This is a genomic window from Brooklawnia propionicigenes (assembly GCF_030297015.1).
GTDB classification, from domain to species: domain Bacteria; phylum Actinomycetota; class Actinomycetes; order Propionibacteriales; family Propionibacteriaceae; genus Brooklawnia; species Brooklawnia propionicigenes.
The window spans coordinates 1,094,206-1,110,962 of sequence record NZ_AP028056.1 but is presented as its reverse complement, the minus strand read 5'-3'; the positions used below and the strand labels follow the sequence as shown (position 1 = coordinate 1,110,962).

Genomic DNA, 16,757 nt, shown 5'->3' with positions numbered 1-16,757 from the left:
GCCGTAGACCTTCACCACGACCTGCCGGACCCGACACATACCACCGTTCCGACAGTTCCCCACCCGCCACGACCGCCTACGACGGCCCCGACAAGCGGCTACGCACCGCAAACCAGCCCCGATCCACCGGGTTAGAGCTGGGCGACGATTAAGAGGCTTTACGACACCGGTTCCTCTCGTACACTGGAGTGTTCCCGATAAAGTGGATAGCTGTTTAGGCTGCGAGTTCAAGTATGTTTCTGTAGCCTAGCTCATATTCTTGCGGTGTCAAGTATCCGAGCGTTGAATGGCGACGAGTCTGGTTGTAGTATTCCTCAATCCAAGAAAACGTGTACTTCTTCAGAGTCTTGAGATCTGGCCAAGGCCGGGTATGGATGAGTTCCTTCTTGTAGGTCGCGAAGAACGATTCCGCGACGGCGTTATCGTAACAAATCCCGGTACGGCCCAATGATCGACGAATCTTGTGTTTCCGACAGTACTTAGCAAAATCCGTCGACGTATACTGCGTCCCACGGTCCGAATGAAAAATCACGCGTGTCCGAGGCTGGCGATGAACCCGAGCCATATCTAAAGCATCAGTGACCAACGAGGTACGCATATGGTCATCGACAGCCCAGCCCACCACCTTCCTGGAATACAGGTCGATCACCGTCGCCAGATAAGCCCAACCATTCCACGTCTTCACATACGTGATATCACCGCACCACTTCTCGTTCGGTGCCGACGCCTCGAACCTTCGACCGATCAGGTCCGGGGCTGGCACCGGATGCTCGCCAGCCACCGTGGTTCGCCGCCACGCCGCGGGATGACGGCCCTGGACACCCAGCGCCCGCATCAGCCGCCACACCCGCTTGCGCGATACCCGGTGCCCGCCAGCAGCGAGTTCGGCATGAATGCGTCGGACCCCAGGCCGGCCCGGGCTGCTGGCGTAAAAATGTCGAATCAATCCCATCAGCAGATCGTCTTGGTCGTGCCTGGCCGAAACCCGATGACTCCGCCACTTGTAATAGCCCGAGGTCGACACCTGGAGTTCCCGACACATGAACACCACCGGATAAACACCCTGATCAGCCCAGTCCGCGATCGCAGCAAACTTCACTGCTGGTCTTTCGCGAACCAGGTCGCCACTTTTTTTGCGAAACTGGCCTGCATCTGGAGATGAGCGTTTTCGTCCAGCAGCCTCTGGTAATCCGCGCGGAGCTGTTCGAGCTCGGCCCGTTCCGAGCGGGTCAAAGGCTCGTCCGGGTCACGCTGCTCATCGCGCAAGTCTCGTTCTTTCTTCACCCATTTCCCTAACGTCTTCTCGAGGACGCCGATATTCCGTGCCGCCTCAGCGATCGACCGCCCATCATCCAACACCAACGCCACCGCGTTAGCTTTATACTCCGCCGTGAAATGCCTCCGCGTAGATCCCATAATCAGCTCCCCTTCACCCTATCGGGAACCGCAAACCTCACCAGTGTCCACCAAACCGGGAACGGTCCACACCTTCCCGTCTTGCTCACCAGACACGGCCCATCCGGTAGTACTGGACCGTCCTGACTTTGTCACGGCTGCTCCCACCCACCCCAGGCGTTCCCCCAGGACAGGCTGCCGTCAGCTTCACTTGGCCGCTACGACGGCCAACCAATGCAGGTCTCCCACCTCCATCCGATACAACAGCGCCTCGTGGCGCACGACATGTTCGTCGACGCCAAGCGAGGTGGCGCCGGCGAAGCGGGTCTCGTCCGCGGCTGCGGCTTCGAGGACCGGTCGGACTGCTCGCCACAGGGTCTTCCAGGCGCAGCCGAGCTGCCGAGCCAGACCCTGAACAGAGGCGTTCTCCCGCCGCATCTGCCCGATCGCCCACGACGTCGCGCGGCTGGTGAGCAGCGCCCTCGGCCGCGCGACCTCTGGGTCTTGCTCCATGAACGAGGTCACCGGACACGACGGCTCCGGACACAGCCAGCGTCGTTTTCGCCACCAGAGCTTCACCGGCGCCGTGAAGCATGGAGCGTCGATCAGCACGACCCGCTGCCGGCCATGCGCATGCGCGACGACCCCGCACGCTGGGCAGCCCATCACCACCGGCGGCCGGGATTCGACCTCGACCCGGAGCCCCGCGTCGTCGCGATGGACACCGGTCACGTGGAGCCCGGGCAGCCCGACCAGAAGGTCGCAGCGCTGGCAGTAGCCGCCAGTGGCATGGCAGCAGGAAGTAGAATCGGGCATCGTCGAGGTCCTCGGAATCGAGTGGTGTGGTATCCCCGATTCTTGAGGGCCTCGACCCCCCTCACCCCACCGACACGCCCACCCCCGGATCCCCGCTCACCCCACGCTCAGGTACGAAGATTCCCTAACGGGTTGTCAAGTCTCCAGCGGGTGGATTTCGGGGCGCGGTGAAGCGCCCGGACCGTAGGCCCGGGCTGTCGTAAGGGATCTACTTGGTGAGCTTGGAGCGGTGCGTGGCCGCGCTGCGCGCTCGAGCTCGGGCCCGGACGTCGTCGGGGACGGCATGGTCATGCCGGGCTTGGTCCTTGGCGACGGTCCGGGTCACGGCCTGCCCGGTGGCGTCGCGGAACTGGTAGGGCTGGCCTCGGGTCAGGACCGTCCAGGTCCGTTCGACGAGTTTGCGGGCGACCGCGACGGTGGCTTGGGTGTGGCAGTGCCCGCGCTCGACCATCAGATGTTGGTAGTAGGCCGCCAGTTGTGGGTCGACACGGCGGGCACCATTCGCGGCTTGGTAGAACGCCAGCCGCAGCACCGCGGGCCCTTCTTTGGTGATCGCCCGGGAGGGTTGCACGACCGTTCCCGACGACCACGTTGACGGTGTCAGCCCGGCGTAGGACGCGGCCGCTTTCGCCGAAACGAAGCGGGTGCCGTCGCCCAGGAACGCGCGGATCGTGGGGGCGGTCATGGGACCCATTCCGGGCAGGGACAGCAGCAGCGGGTCATCGCCATACAGACCCGCCCAGTAGCGCTGTGCCTGGGTGGTGGCCCGCTCGATCTGTTCGCTCGCGATCGTGATGTCGCGCAGATGCTCGGCGGTTTCCCAGGCCAACGCCTCCAAGTCCAGGCGACCGTCCCAGAACTCGACCCAGGCCGCCGCCGCGAGACGGATCGCGCCGGCACGCTCGGCGACACCCGGCACGCCTCGGGTGTGGGCGGCGACGACCGCGGTCACGCTCGAGCGTCGCGCAGCGGCCAACGCGCGCAAGTCGGGCCACCGGGTCAAGACCGCAATCGCGGTCGGCCACGACCCGGCGAACGCCGTCCACACATCGGGAAACGCCCACCGCGCCAACGAGATCAGTCGCCGCCGCGCCCGATTCCCGTCGATGACCAGCTTCCCGCGGCGCACGACCGCGCGGCGCAGCGCCAACTCCGCCGGCAGGGGAGGGTCCAAGGGTGACAGCGCGAACACATCAGAGGCCAGCGACAACACGTCGGCGTCGATCACGTCGGACTTGAGCTTGCCTGAGATCGCTCCCCTCAACCGGGCCGAGTGCCGGGTCCCGACCAGGGACAGGTCGCAGCCGGCGCGTTGCAACGCAACATGAAGACCCAGCCACGTCATCGACGTCGGTTCCGCAACAGCGACCACACCCGGGAACACCGACAGTCGCTCCCCAAGACGAGACAAGCCAGCAATCGTGGGTGGGACATGGAAACGGGACAGCTGCACCTGCCCGTCGGACAAGGTCGATCGGATCGTGACGTGATGGTCGGCGACCACCGCAGCATCGATTCCGACCTGAACCCGCGCCAGCGCGGGATCGGTAGGGTGAACAAACACGAGGGTTCCTCCGTTCGCTGTGAACGACACGACCCCGCCGGGCCCAACCACCGGCCAGTGACTCCGCACGACGGGCATCGTCTTCCTGGACGGGAGAACCCTCGTCCCCGTCCTCAGACAGTGACGCGCAGACACTCCCGCTCATCGCCACCCAGCGACCGCAACCAACGCCACGGTCGGCGAACCCACGCTTGTGCGTGATCCGGTGCCACCCAAGACGAGTCACCCGCGTGGCAGGTCCACGCCTCGGCCACCAATTCCCTGAACCGGGCCAGCCTCGACCGGGAGAGTCGACCCCAGAGCCCACCGATCTCTTTCACGAGCCATCACGCTCAGCCGGATAGCGGCGAGACCCGGAGCCTTCTCCCACGGCCACCGTAGCGACCACCACCCGTCACCAGGAGGCACTCCAAGTCATACAAGAGCCACGAAAGGCCAACTGATCGCGTGGCCCCGAGCGGGTCTCCCAGTGACCCAGCCGGCACCACAGCCTGTGGGGTGGCTGAACCGTCGTCGCCTTGCTCAGTATCCCCACGATCAGGCATCGCCGGCGCGTGGCAACGTAGAGGGAAGGGTGAAGTTCGACAGGTCAACGAGCCGCAAGGCCCACGAACTGCTGACTGATGCAGCAGGCAGCGGAGATGGGTCGACCCGACCTCTACCCCCAGACGTAGGCCCCGCGACGACCGGAACTAAGCAGCGTCGATGTTGAGACACGGCTTGATCTGGGAGGGAACGGCGGGCGAAATCAACTGTTCTCGAAATCTAAATCAGCTGATGGGACAGCCCCGTGGAGATATCGATCACATGTTCGGTTCCTCGGGCGGGATCATACGCGCCATGAAGCGTCATCGAACAGTGAAGAGGGCCAACCAGCAACCCGACGGTCAATCCCAATGGCACGTGCCAAGGAACAAGCACTTCCTGCGCCGGGTCAATCGATCCGCGTCCATCAAACCCCGTTCACTAGCCAGCAGCCATGTTTGGGGCGCGCAAGTACCCGGCCATGGCCAGGGTCCTGAACAGGGCCTAGACCTAGCCGGGGGGGGGGGCGCTACTGATCACGTCACTGCAGACATCTCCCTTCGTGGACTCCCGCAACCCAACTGGTGTGGGAGTCTCACCACGAATGATACCAGTGTCAGGAAGAGGGCGCACTGCATGATAGCGATCCGTCGCGCCGACAAGAGGGCGGGGCCTTGGAAGCCAGGAACGGTCATCCACGGAGAGGCGCTGGTGACAGCCCCGTCCGTTCCCCCGCCCTGGCGGTCGTGCAATTGCGGCGGCATGGCGCCCGTTTGACCTACCACATGATTCCTCCGGCTTCGTGACGGTTGGGGAGTTGGCCGGGCGCTTTTGGTCGGATGAGTGCTGTGCCGTTGAGGTGCTGCGACTTGGGCAAGTCAGGCTCTCCCAATCCGGAAGTCCTGGACGTGTCTTGTTAAGACCCCGAGTTGACCATAAGGTACCGCAAGGGCAGAGTGAGAATCTGAAGCTAGCTTGCTTTAGTGGCCTCGCGGGGGGTGCTCGTCGACACATCCGACGATCCTGTGGTAACAACGCCGCCCGGTATGGCTGGTTTAGCTCCTGGGTCGAGCCAAGCGAGCTCGTAACAGTGGAAGAGTTTGGGGCGACTCACCGTCCATTCGGCGAAACCATTTCGAACGGGCATCGTCTCGGTGTAGATGTCGTCCAGAATATCGATGTTTGGCCGGATCTTCTTGATTGCCGTCTGAACCCCAAACGATTCAGGCACTATTACACGCATTTTCAACTCGTTTGTGGGCATGTCGATGGTCTGGGACATGAAGGGTTGGGCCCTCCCTAAGTCATCTTCCAACTCCCACCGAATGGCCATCTGGATCTCTTTGCCTTTAGGGGCATTGAAGCCGAAATGTACCTGGTAAATTTGCCAGATGTTGCGGACTCCGAGGTTGACAATTGACTGCTCGGCCAGGCCGCTACTCACCCTCATCTTGCCGGCGCCCGTCCAAGCGTACTTGTCTGTGAAGGCGTCAATACCAGACCGAAGCGTCTTGATCTTGATGTTCTTTGTGTATAGCATTTGCGTCCGAGACAAGTATTGATAAGTCACTTCTTTGGAGAGCACGCGATAAGGTGGGTGTTGACGCCGATAATGCGGCCTGAAACGATCGATCCGTCGCCAAATGAAGAGGCCAGCCATACCCAGCAGGGCAAAGATAGTCACACTTAGCTCCAGGACATGGTCACTGGCGAATTCGGACTCGAGAGCTAGGCGTGCCCCGCTCACGGTTCCGATCCCGGCCGAGGCGATCAGGATCAGAACGTTGGTCAGGACATTGACGGTCAGGCTCTCTTGGAACTTCTGCCAACGAGTCATCATTTCCCCCTGTGTAAAGCCCAAACGCCGATGACTCTAGCAGGTGAAGAACCGAGCTTGCTCTTGCCGTCCCGCAAGAGACGCGAAGCACGTGGGATCCTGAGCAGAGATGGTGACCGCGGTGCTGTGCCTAGAGGGGCGTGGCATCCAATCCGCGGAGCTCAGGCGTCTGATTTGACGTCGACTGGCCAGAGCCGATTCCCAGGGAATGTCCCAACGAGGGCGCACCTCGATGGGGCCGATCTGTCGATTTCGCCGATTCTCGGACCGACGAGGCACACCGGCAAGCGGGGTCCGCGAAGGCGCTCCCGCCGCTGACCGTCGCACAGCTCCGAGAGTGGATATCCCACGCACAGCCGATCCGTCATGGGAACGGCGATCCACAAGGGAGGGAGCATGGTCAGGGCAGTTCCGGAGGCGGGGATCTCCCTTGGACCAAAGGGGCGAGGCGCCGCGCGGCTGCGAGGGACCGCGCAAAGCAGGTTTCGATTCGAGCGGCTGGCCGCTTTGTGGGGCCCGCCCGATCTTCAGTTTTCAAAGTCGCCTTTGGGTATGTGTGCCTTGACATCGCCGGCAGATGGAACCGGTCCACATCGCCGTCCAGCTTCTCAACCTAGTGGGTTGTCGATGGGACGTCGCCCCTCATACGCGGGGGCGGCAACCGCGAAGTCAATGGGTCACCCCACCTCGCGGATCCAGCGTCGCCGCTATGAATCGCGACCCCCGTCTACCTGCCTGGTCGGCCCGGGTGAGGCTCATCAGGACCTTGGAGCCCTCGGTCAGGTGACGGTGTGCCGCCACCGGGCGCCGTCGCCCGCCACGCTTCCCACCGTGTCGGCGATCACTTGGTGCCCGACGACGTGGGCGGCAAGAAACGCGGCACGGTCCCGCGTCCCCCTGCGTTGGTCGAGGCCATCACAGTCCCGGGCCAGGTCCGCCGTTCCAACTCGACCCTGACACCCCTCACCAACACCAGTGCCGGGCTGTCAGATTCACCAAGCGCCGTTGTCTGAACGAGACCGTCAACTTGCGTCCCACGAGTCCGGGGACAACACGACTACTTAGTTTGGTTAGGGCCCGATCGCGATCGCCGCGGTGCATGGAAGCACTCAAAGTGCCGTGCGTCTCTCTGACCGGATGCGCCCTGGTGCGCAATGACTCCCGGATCGGCCATCGGAACTGAATTCTATAGGTCGAAGATGAGGCCAGAACGAATCAGTCCACTACTTGCCAACGCAATAGTCCAACGCAGCTACTGGGGCCGTGCGTTTGGTCGGACAGGTCTAGCCAGTGCCCAAGGTCAGACGATCAAGAAACTCCGCTATCGCTAGCTTGCGGTGTTAACCCAGCGAAGATATCTATGGACTCGAGGCTCGCATCAGTATTGAGGCGCTCGTCGTAGAGGACTCCGTCAAGATGATCGATCTCATGCTGAACGACCCGAGATTCGAAACCGTGGAATTGCTCCTCGACGGAAGCACCAGAGCGGTCCTGGTACCTAACCCGAACCTTGTCGCGTCGCTCAACCTCGCCGCATAGTCCCCATATTGACATGCATGACTCGCGTTTTGAGTCCTTCTTCCCTGATGTTGCCGTGACCTCAGGATTGATAAGTACGAGGGGATCGGCATCAGAACGTCGTACGATTGCGACCCTAAGGGGAACGCCAATTTGCGTTGAGGCGAGGCCGACGCAAATGCTATAGGATGACATGGTGGAAAGCAGATCTGCGATGAGCCTATCCAGGTCATCCGCTCCAAAGGTCGCCAACTGCGTCCGGCTCCTCAATAGCTGCTCTTGCTCAGGACTTCCACCGGTCCTCTGGACCTGCCATATGTCTCGCCGTCCCATCTCATCCTCCTCGGATCGTCATACGCTGGCAGCCGCGATCGGATGTGCCCGCCGGACCTGGCCCGCTTGACCAGCTTAGCGCCGACGGTCTTGGCAAGAAGCTCTTGATTCAGCGTAGACGCTGCCACCCCGCTAACAGCGGCTGGTCAGGCCGCTGGCCCAACCCTTCGTTTACCTGCGAAATCTCCGCGACTCACGGCGTGGGCCCGAGGCGGGCATGAATATGGTCAGTTTGGCCGGGCTGGCGCGCATCCACCGGGAGCGGGCACCCTGTCCTGGATCGCGCACCGGCTCGGCACCCTGACCAATGTCCTTCTAGGCGTATCGACGCGTGGGACTGGGACGACGCACCCAGCCGGATGCCGATGCTCCACGGTAACGTGCCCCGCCAGGACCACGCCATTTACAACCAAGGCGTGCTCAACGCCCGACCGCCGCGAAACTGCTCCGCGCGGCACAAGCCCACCACAGGATGCTCGTGGGTGGAGTTTCTCCTCCGCACCCCTGCAGGTCGGGGAGTGAACCGCGGCGACCCGCCGACGCCGTCGTTCTCATCGGTGACACCCACTGGCTCGACGTGCCCGTGGGTAAACTCCAGAGGTCCGCTACCTGGCCTTTGCATCCCGGCGTCGTTGATCTGGTCGACGCTATCGCGGTGCCGACTGCGCCCGTCGGTCACCATCCACTGATGACCCGCGAGAACGGCCAAGCGCTCGACCTGCAAACTGCCACCCGATTCGCCAAGCATTAGTCAGCGGGCCTCGCGAGAAGTCAGCCGGTCCTGACTACGTTCACACCGGGCCTAACCTGTTTGCATGGGAGTGGATGCGCGGCTTTCACCGCACGTTCACCGCACGGGGAGCCCTATAGGGGGCCACCGGCGACGCATCTCCTAGCCACAGAGAATTCAAGGAAGCTTCAACTCCTCTCTCGCATGTCGGCGGACACGGAAAAATGCCCAGTGACGGTCATGTAGTTGCCCGCTGGCGGTCATGAAATCTGCCCGGTGGTGGCCATGGGATTTGCCCGACACGACATCCGTTGCCTGGCCGCGTCCGCGGTTGGGGTCCCTTCCTCGAGTGCGATGAGTGGTGCTGAAGCACTGTTCGTCACCCGGGGAAGGGACATCTTGAAGTCTGCCGAGGAAATCATGGAAATCTTGGATGCTTACGATCTGACTGGGTCGTTGCGTGATTCTGCCGAGTTGGTGGGGTGTTCTCATCACACGGTGAAACGCTATGTGGAGGCCCGCGGGTCAAGTCCAACGCGGTGGTGTACGAGTGATTCTTCGTTTCATGCGGTGAGTTGGGCTGGTTCCTCCTGGTCGGTGTCGCCGTGGACGAGGGTGAGGCGGGCCTTCTTCAATAGTTCGAGGCCGAGGTAGCGGCGGCCTTCGGCCCATTCGTCGTGTTGTTCGGCGAGGACGGCGCCGACGAGCCGGATGATCGACTCGCGGGTCGGGAAGATGCCGACGACGTCGGTGCGGCGGCGGATCTCGTTGTTCAACCGCTCATTCGGGTTGTTGGACCACACCTGCCGCCACACGCCTTGGGGGAACGCGGTGAATGCGAGCACCTCGTCGCGGGCGGCCTCGAGGTGGTCGTGGACGCCGGGGAGCTTGTTGTGGTCGACCTCGGCCAGCAGCCGGTCGTATTGGGCGTGGACGGCGTCGGGGTCGGCTTGTTCGAACACCGAGTGCAGCCACGCCTTGACCGCCGGCCACGCGTGCTTGGGGCACACGCTCATCAGGTTCGCGGTGTAGTGGCTCCGACAGCGCTGCCACGAGGCGCCAGGCAGGGTCGCGCCGATCGCCTCCACCAACCCTTGGTGGGCGTCGGAGGTGACCAGGGCGACGCCGGTCAAGCCGCGGGCGAGGAGGTCTTTGAAGAACGTGAGCCAGCCGGCGTGGGTTTCGCTGGTCGAGCATGAAACGCCTAGTACTTCGCGGTAGCCGTCGTTGTTGACGCCGGTGGCGACCATGACGGCGACCTTCACCACCCGACCGCCTTCGCGCACCCGCATGGTCAACGCGTCGGCGGCGACGAACGTGTACGGGCCGGCGTCCAGGGGCCGGTTGCGGAAGTCGGCGACCAGCTGGTCGAGCTCGCCGGCCATCACGCTGACTTGTGACTTCGACAAGCCGGTGATCCCCAACGCTTTGACGAGCTTGTCCATCCTCCGGGTGCTGACGCCGAGCAGGTAGCAGGTGGCCACCACGCTGACGAGGGCTTGTTCGCTGCGACGCTGCCTCGCCAGGAGCCAGTCGGGGTAGAAGCTGCCTTCGCGGAGCTTGGGGATCGCCACGTCAAGGGTGCCGATCCGGGTGTCGAGGTCACGGTGCCGGTAGCCGTTGCGGCGGTTCACCCGGGCCTCGTCACGAACCCCGTGCGGGGCACCGCAGACCTGGTCGGCCTGAGCGGACAGAATCGTGTTGACGAAACCCTCCAACAGTTCCCGCAGCAAGTCCGGGGAGGACTGGCCGAGGATCTGGTTCAGGAACTGGGCGGGGTCGTCGATACTGGGGACAGCGGTCATCGGTGTGCTCTTTCCTTCGAGTTGGTTGTGAGAGATCTCTCGAAGAATCACCCGATGACCGCCCCTACCTCCGGAGCGACACGGTCACGATCACCGGGTCGTGCACCACTCTGCTGGACTCAACTAAGACGACACTCTAGAAGTAGCATCCGGGCTGTCAGAAGAAGGGTATGAGCGGGGGTCTGCGCGTTCAGCTTGAGGAGGCAATGCCTCTCGACCGGAATTGCGCGAGCGGGCCGACCCCCAAACGGGCTGAGCCGCCTCAGGACAGTGCGGCCAGGACGGCGTCGGCGAGGGCGGCGGCGAGGGGGCGGGTCGCGGTGGCGGCGACGGTGAGGCCCAGGTCTGTGGCGACTCTGGCGGCGGAGGGGCCGAGGGCGACGACTCTCGGGCCGGGGAGGCCGGCCGATTGAACTGCAGCGCGGGCGACGGAGCCGGCGGTGACGATGAAGGCGTCGATGGTGCCGGCTTGCCAGCGGGAGACGACCGACTCGGGCAGCGGGAGGCTGATCGTCCGGTAGACGGCGACGTTGTGGACGTCCCAGCCCTTGGCGACCAGGCCTGCGGAGGGCTCGAGGGAGTGGTCGGCGGCGCCGGGAATGAGGATGCGGCCGGGTCCGGCGGGGAAGGCGGTGACCAGGGCGGCGCCGTTCGCGGGCTGGGCGACCAGGGCGGGCGTGAGGCCCGCTTCGGAAAGGGCCTCGGCGGTGGCCGGGCCGACGGCGGCGAGCTGAGCGGTGAGGGGGCGTCCGGCGAGGGCTTCGACCAGCGCCGGGACGGCCTTGGCGGAGCTGAACACGAGCCAGTCCCAGTCCTCGGCAAGGGCGGCGCGCAACTCGTCCAGAGGCAGCGGCTGTTGCTCGGTGAAGGCGGCCAGGATCACGTCGGCACCGGCGGCGGTCAGGGTGGCCGCGGTGCCGGAGGGGGCCCGCTCGGGAACCAGGATGGTCCGCCCGGCGAGGGGTTTGGGCTTGTCCGCGGACAGATCGACGAGGTCGGCGGCACCGGCAGCGAGCAGCTGCTCGGCTACCTGGCGTCCCACCTGCTCGGCGGCGTTGGCTGCCCCGGAGGCGTGTTCGGTGAGCTGAGCGGTGCCGTCCACGGCGGTCACTGTGGCGACCACGTCCACGCGTCCGTCGGCAACCACGGCGTGCGCGGCGACCGGGGCAGCGCATCCGGCCTGCAGTCGTAGCAGCACGGCCCGCTCGGCCAGGGCCGCAGCCCGGGAGGCCGGATCGTCCACCTCGGCCAACGCGGCCCGCAACTCCGGGGACGCGTCGGCGCGGCACTCCAGCGCCAGCGCCCCCTGGGCGGGCGCCGGCAGGAACCACGACGGGTCCAGCCGCTCGGTGATCGCGGCCGCCAAGCCCAGCCGCCGCAGTCCGGCGGCGGCCAGCAGCACGGCGTCCAGGTCGGCGCCGACCCGGGAGAGCCGGGTCTCCACGTTGCCGCGGATCGCCACCGGCTCCAGATCGGGACGCCGCAACAGCAACTGCGCGGCCCGCCGCGGCGAGCCCGTCCCCACCCGCGCCCCGGCCGGCAACCCAGCCAGACTCAGCCCGTCGCGCGCGCACAGCGCATCGGCCAGATCCTCGCGCTCGGGCACGGCGGCCAGCATGAAGTCGGCGTTCGGCTCGGTCGGCAGGTCCTTGAACGAATGGACGGCCAGGTCGGCCTCACCGGCCAGCACGGCCGCCCGCACGGCTCCGACGAAGACCCCGGACCCGCCCAGGCTGGCCAGCGGGGCAGTGGTCACATCGCCGTGCGTGGTGACCCGGACCAACTCCACCTCATGCCCGTGCATCCGCAGCAGGTCGGCGACCATCCCGGACTGCGCCCAGGCCAGCTTCGAGCCACGCGTCGCCAACCGCAGCTTCATCACCACAACCTCATCGACGCAGCCCCGTCCCGGGCACGGTCGGCAGCTCGCGGCGCGGGTTCGCGCAGCAACCACCGGAGCAGAAGTCGCCAGCCCCCGGCTCCGGGGACGGCGCAGCCAACTCGGCGGCGATCCGCCGCGCCAGGGCGGCCACGAAGCGTGGATCGGTGCCCACGGCCGGCGTCCGGACCAGGCGAATGCCCAGCTCAGCGGCGGTATCGCGGGCCTGGGTGTCCAGGTCCCAGATCACCTCCATGTGATCGGAAAGGAAGCCGATCGGCACCAGCACCACGGCCGTGGCGCCCTCGGCGGCGTAGGCCCGCAGCGCGTCGTTCACGTCCGGCTCCAGCCAGGGCATGGTCGGCGGGCCGCTGCGCGACTGGAAGACCAGCTCCCACGGCTTGGTGACGTCGATGGCCTCGGCCAGGTGCCTCACCACCTGCTCGGCCACCCAGCGGTGCTGGTTGACGTAGGCATCCCCGGACGGGCCGGACGCCCGAGCTGCCGAGGTCGGCACCGAATGAGTGGTGAAGACCAACCGGGTGCCGGGGTCATCGAGTGAGATGTCATCGGGCAGCGACTCGAGGAGCAGCGCGGCGATGGTGCCGGCGAACTCCGGCAGGTCGTAGAACGGGCCCAGCTTGCGGACGCTCAGGCCCAGGTCGGCCGAGGCGAGTGCGGTCCCCAGATCCTCCCGGTACTGCCGACAGCTGGAGTAGCCGGAGTAGGCCGCCGTGGCCACGGCCAGGATCTCGCGGCGTCCGGCGGCGGCCAGCTCGGCCAAGACGTCCGGCACGAACGGCGGCGAGTTCCGATTGGCCAGGGCCACCTCGATCGGCGAGCCGGCAGCGTCCAGAGCCTCGGCCAGCGCCGTCCGCAACGCCCGGTTCTGCGCGTTCAGCGGGCTCACCCCGCCGAGAGTGAAGTAGTGCTGGCCGACCTCGACCAGCCGCTCGGGCGGAATCCCGCGTCCGACGGTGACCCGCTCCAGGAACGGCACCACCTCATCGATCCCCTCGGGGCCGCCGAAACCGAGCAGCAGGACGGCGTCGGTCATCGCAGCACGCGGGGCAGGTCGGACGGGCTGATCCGGTGTCCGGTGAAGAACGGCACCTCGAGGCGGACGTGCCGGCGCGCGCCGGAGCCGCGCAGATGCCGCATCAGGTCGGTCAGGTCGACCAGCTCGTCGGCCTCCAGGGCCAGCAGCCACTCGTAGTCGCCCAGCGCGAAGGCGGCCACCGTGTTGCTCAGCACCTGCGGGAAGTCGCGTCCCTGCGCGCCATGCTCGGCCAACAAGGCGCGACGCTCGTCCTCGGGCAGCAGATACCACTCGTACGAGCGGACGAACGGGTAGACGGTCAGCCAGGTCTTCGGCTCGGCGCCGCGCAGGAAAGCCGGGACGTGCTCGCGGCTGAACTCGGCCTGCCGGTGCACGCCGAAGCCGGACCAGGTCAGCTCGACCGCTCCGCCCAGCGCCTCCCGCTGGAAGCGGCGCTGCGCCTCCTGCAGCCGCTCGGCCGAGTCGCCGTGCAGCCACACCAGCAGGTCGGCCTTGGCCGGCATCCCGTGCACGTCGTACAGGCCGCGGGTGGTCACGCCGAGCTCGGCAAGTTCGCCGATCAGCTCGGTGACGTCGGCGGCCACGTCCACCGGCACCGGGGCGCGGCGGGTGAAGACGGCATAGCAGGTGTAGCTGATCGCATCAGTCATGAATCGACCCTAACTCCGGTTGCTCGGGCTGGGGTGGCCTGTGGGGTGGGGGTGGCTTCTGAGCTGGGAGTGGCAGTGGCGGAGGTCTCTGAGTTGGCGGCGGCGTCCAGGGTTGCCGCGGCTTGGCGACGTCCGTCGGCGATGCAGTCGGGCACCCCGACCCCGCGCAACGCCGACCCGGCGATCCGCCAGGTGGGCAGCGCGGCCAGGGCGGCCTCGGCGGTGGCGATCCGATCCAGATGGCCGACTGTGTACTTCGGCATCACCGACCGCCAGCGGGTGAGCCGGGTCAGGAACGGGGCTTGCGTGGCGCCCAGCACGGTGCCGACGTGGGCGATCACCGTAGCCAGCAGCTCGTCGGACTCGGCGGTGGCGATCCGGCCGAGGCGTTCGGGGACGAACGCGCGGATCAGCACCTGATCACCCTCGGCGCGTCCGGCCCACTTGGCCGAGCTGACCGTGACGCCGCTGATCGGGGCGTCCTGCGCTTCGAGCCAGCCGTGGGTGGTCACCGGAGCCGGGAAGGCCGAGGCCCGGTAGCCCAGGTTGATCACGTTTGAGGTAGCCAGCGGCACCTCGGCCAGGGCGTCCGCGGCGGAAGGGACGGCTTCGGCCAGCAGTTCGGCGCTGCTGCGGACGCCGCCGGCCAGCACCACCGCGTCGGCCTCGATCACGGTTCCGTCGCTCAGTTCGGCGTGCGCTTCGCCGCCCTCGGTTCGGGTCAGCGAGAGCACCGAGACGCCGGTGCGCAGGTCGGCGCCGGCCGCGGTGAGCTGGGTGGCGAGCGCGTCCACCAAGGAGCCCAGACCGCCGCGCAGGGTTTGGAAGGGCGAGCCCGGTCCGCGGGTACCCGAGGCCCGGCGGGCGGCGCGAGCCTTCCGGCCCGAAGCCAGCGAGGCCAGGATCAGGCTGCGGTGGGTGGCCTCGTCCGAGCGCAGGCTGGGCAGGACGGCGTCCAGGCTCAGCTCGTCCACGCTGGCTCCGTAGATGCCACCGACCATGGGGTCGGCGAAGCCGGTGACGATGCCGCCGCCGAGCCGGCGGCGCAGGAAAGCGCCGATGGCCACGTCGTCCGCCCCAAGTTGGCGGGGCAAGATCAGGTCGAGCCCGGCGCGCAGCTTGGCGGCCACCGAGAGGATGCCGGTGGTGGCGAACGGCAGCAGCCGAGTCGGCAGCACCATGCCCATCCCGGCCGGGATCGGACGCAGCCGCTCCCGCGAGCGCAGGTAGACCTGACGGGTTCCGGAGGTGCCGATCAGATCGTCGCCCAGGCCGACCTCGCGAGCCAGCTGGGCCGCGGCCGGACGGTAGCTGACGAACGAGTCCGGGCCGTGCTCGATCAGGAAACCGTCCGTGTTCTCGGTCTGCAGCTTGCCGCCCAGGCGCGCGTCGGCCTCGACCAGCACCACTTCGGTGCCGGGCCGAGCGATGGCCTCCCAGGCTGCAGCCAGCCCGGCGATCCCGCCACCGACGACCAGCAGCTTCACTTGCCGGCCTTGGGCTGATAGGGGCACAGCGGGTCGGATTCCAGCGGATCGCCGGTCCACGCGTAGGCGCGGGCCCGGGAGCCGCCGCACCAATCCTGGAACTCGCAGACCCCGCAGCGTCCCTTGAACTGGGACGGGTCGCGCAGCGCGCGCATCAGCGGATCGTCGCGGTACAGCTCGACCAGCGAGCGCTGCTTGACGTTGCCGACGCTGATCGGCAGGAAGCCGGACGGGGTGACCTCGCCCAGGTTGGAGACGAAGACGATGCCGTTGCCGTCCCGGATCCCGAAGGCCCGCGACATCGGATGCGTCTCGAGGTCCTCCTTGCTCTTGCCGGCCCGCAGCAACGGCTGGGTCACCAGCCGGCGGTAGTGCATGGCCTCGGTGGTCTTCACCCGGAACGGCGCGTCCTTGTTCACCCCGGCCGCCCACAGCAGCCAGCGCTCGGCCTCGCCGGGGCTGAGTTCAGCCAGCTCGGAGCCGCGTCCGATCGAGATCAGGAAGAACAGGCTCCACTGCATCAAGGTGTGCGTGCTGAGCAGCTCGTAGACCGCCGGCAGGTCGGCCGCGGTGTTGGCGGTGACCAGGGTGTTCACCTGCACCGACAGGCCGGCCTCAGCTGCATCGTCCAGGGCGGTGAGGGTGGCCTCATAGGTGCCTGGCACCATCCGGACGCCGTCGTGGTACTCGGCGGTGGAGCCGTCCAGGGACAGCGAGATGGCCTGAATTCCGATCTCCTTCATCCAGAACATCCGCTCCCGGGTGAGCAGCGGGGTGACCGCCGGGGCCAGGGATACCCCGATCCCGCGGGCGGTGGCGGCGACGAGTTCGGGCAGATCGGCGCGGCGCAGCGGGTCGCCGCCGGTCATCACCACGTGTGGCAGTGCCTCGCCGGGGCCGGCGAAACCGAGGATGTCGTCGAGCAGAGCGATCGCCTCGGCGGTGGTCAGCTCGCCGGGGGCGGCGTCCGGCATCGCGGTGGCCCGGCAGTGCCGGCAGGCCAGCCCGCAGGCATTGGTCAGCTCCCAGTAGATGATCATGGGCGCACGCTGGTAGACCCAGCCGTCCGGCTTCACCGAGCCGATGCCGTGACCGTGGCCGGGACGAGTGGCGCCCGGGTGGGCGTGGCCGGGATGTCCGGTGGCGGCGGGATGCATG

At 66.4% G+C, this 16,757-nt stretch carries 12 protein-coding genes and 1 pseudogene; all 13 read right to left on the bottom strand.

Translation table 11 applies throughout. The features are described from left to right. Positions 1-214: 214 nt before the first annotated feature. The 13 genes and pseudogenes from QUE25_RS05035 to QUE25_RS04980 all read right to left on the bottom strand — a co-directional run bounded on the left by QUE25_RS05035 (position 215) and on the right by QUE25_RS04980 (position 16,756). The gene (locus tag QUE25_RS05035) at positions 215-1,099 is read right to left on the bottom strand and encodes an IS3 family transposase (protein ID WP_286263757.1); all 885 of its coding nucleotides are present in this window, start codon (positions 1,097-1,099) and stop codon (positions 215-217) included. After that, the gene (locus tag QUE25_RS05030) at positions 1,096-1,416 is read right to left on the bottom strand and encodes a transposase (RefSeq protein WP_286263755.1); all 321 of its coding nucleotides are present in this window, start codon (positions 1,414-1,416) and stop codon (positions 1,096-1,098) included. The genes QUE25_RS05035 and QUE25_RS05030 overlap by 4 nt, the downstream gene beginning before the upstream one ends. A gap of 186 nt (positions 1,417-1,602) precedes the next feature. Then, positions 1,603-2,211: a helix-turn-helix domain-containing protein gene (locus tag QUE25_RS05025; RefSeq protein WP_286268052.1), complete on the bottom strand. Its 609-nt coding sequence runs from the start codon at positions 2,209-2,211 to the stop codon at positions 1,603-1,605. Positions 2,212-2,419: 208 nt separating this feature from the next. Then, positions 2,420-3,775: an IS110 family RNA-guided transposase gene (locus QUE25_RS05020; protein WP_286268051.1), complete on the bottom strand. Its 1,356-nt coding sequence runs from the start codon at positions 3,773-3,775 to the stop codon at positions 2,420-2,422. Between the two features lie 1,495 nt (positions 3,776-5,270). Next, complete coding sequence (locus QUE25_RS05015; RefSeq protein ID WP_286268050.1) at positions 5,271-6,140, bottom strand: hypothetical protein; 870 nt, start codon at positions 6,138-6,140, stop codon at positions 5,271-5,273. Between the two features lie 1,305 nt (positions 6,141-7,445). Further along, complete coding sequence (gene def, locus QUE25_RS14795; protein ID WP_425332738.1) at positions 7,446-7,988, bottom strand: peptide deformylase; 543 nt, start codon at positions 7,986-7,988, stop codon at positions 7,446-7,448. 1,293 nt (positions 7,989-9,281) lie between these two features. After that, a complete protein-coding gene (locus QUE25_RS05010; RefSeq protein ID WP_286268049.1) occupies positions 9,282-10,523 on the bottom strand; it encodes an IS256 family transposase in 1,242 nt (413 codons plus the stop codon). Positions 10,524-10,785: 262 nt separating this feature from the next. Then, positions 10,786-11,427, bottom strand: coding sequence for a uroporphyrinogen-III synthase (locus QUE25_RS05005; protein WP_286268498.1), 642 nt, complete (start codon positions 11,425-11,427; stop codon positions 10,786-10,788). Positions 11,428-11,499: 72 nt separating this feature from the next. Next, a pseudogene (gene hemC, locus QUE25_RS05000) lies at positions 11,500-12,405 on the bottom strand (hydroxymethylbilane synthase); the annotation flags it as partial. Positions 12,406-12,412: 7 nt separating this feature from the next. Further along, a complete protein-coding gene (gene hemH / locus QUE25_RS04995; protein WP_286268048.1) occupies positions 12,413-13,459 on the bottom strand; it encodes a ferrochelatase in 1,047 nt (348 codons plus the stop codon). Continuing rightward, entirely contained in the window at positions 13,456-14,112 is a 657-nt protein-coding gene (gene hemQ / locus QUE25_RS04990) for a hydrogen peroxide-dependent heme synthase (RefSeq protein ID WP_286268047.1), read from the bottom strand. Before hemQ ends, hemH begins: the two co-directional genes overlap by 4 nt. Beyond that, positions 14,109-15,599, bottom strand: coding sequence for a protoporphyrinogen oxidase (hemG, locus tag QUE25_RS04985; RefSeq protein ID WP_286268046.1), 1,491 nt, complete (start codon positions 15,597-15,599; stop codon positions 14,109-14,111). Before hemG ends, hemQ begins: the two co-directional genes overlap by 4 nt. Continuing rightward, positions 15,596-16,756 carry a TIGR04053 family radical SAM/SPASM domain-containing protein gene (locus QUE25_RS04980; RefSeq protein ID WP_286268045.1) on the bottom strand — a complete coding sequence of 387 codons (1,161 nt, stop codon included), beginning with the start codon at positions 16,754-16,756 and terminating at the stop codon, positions 15,596-15,598. Before QUE25_RS04980 ends, hemG begins: the two co-directional genes overlap by 4 nt. Between the last annotated feature and the right edge of the window lies 1 nt (position 16,757).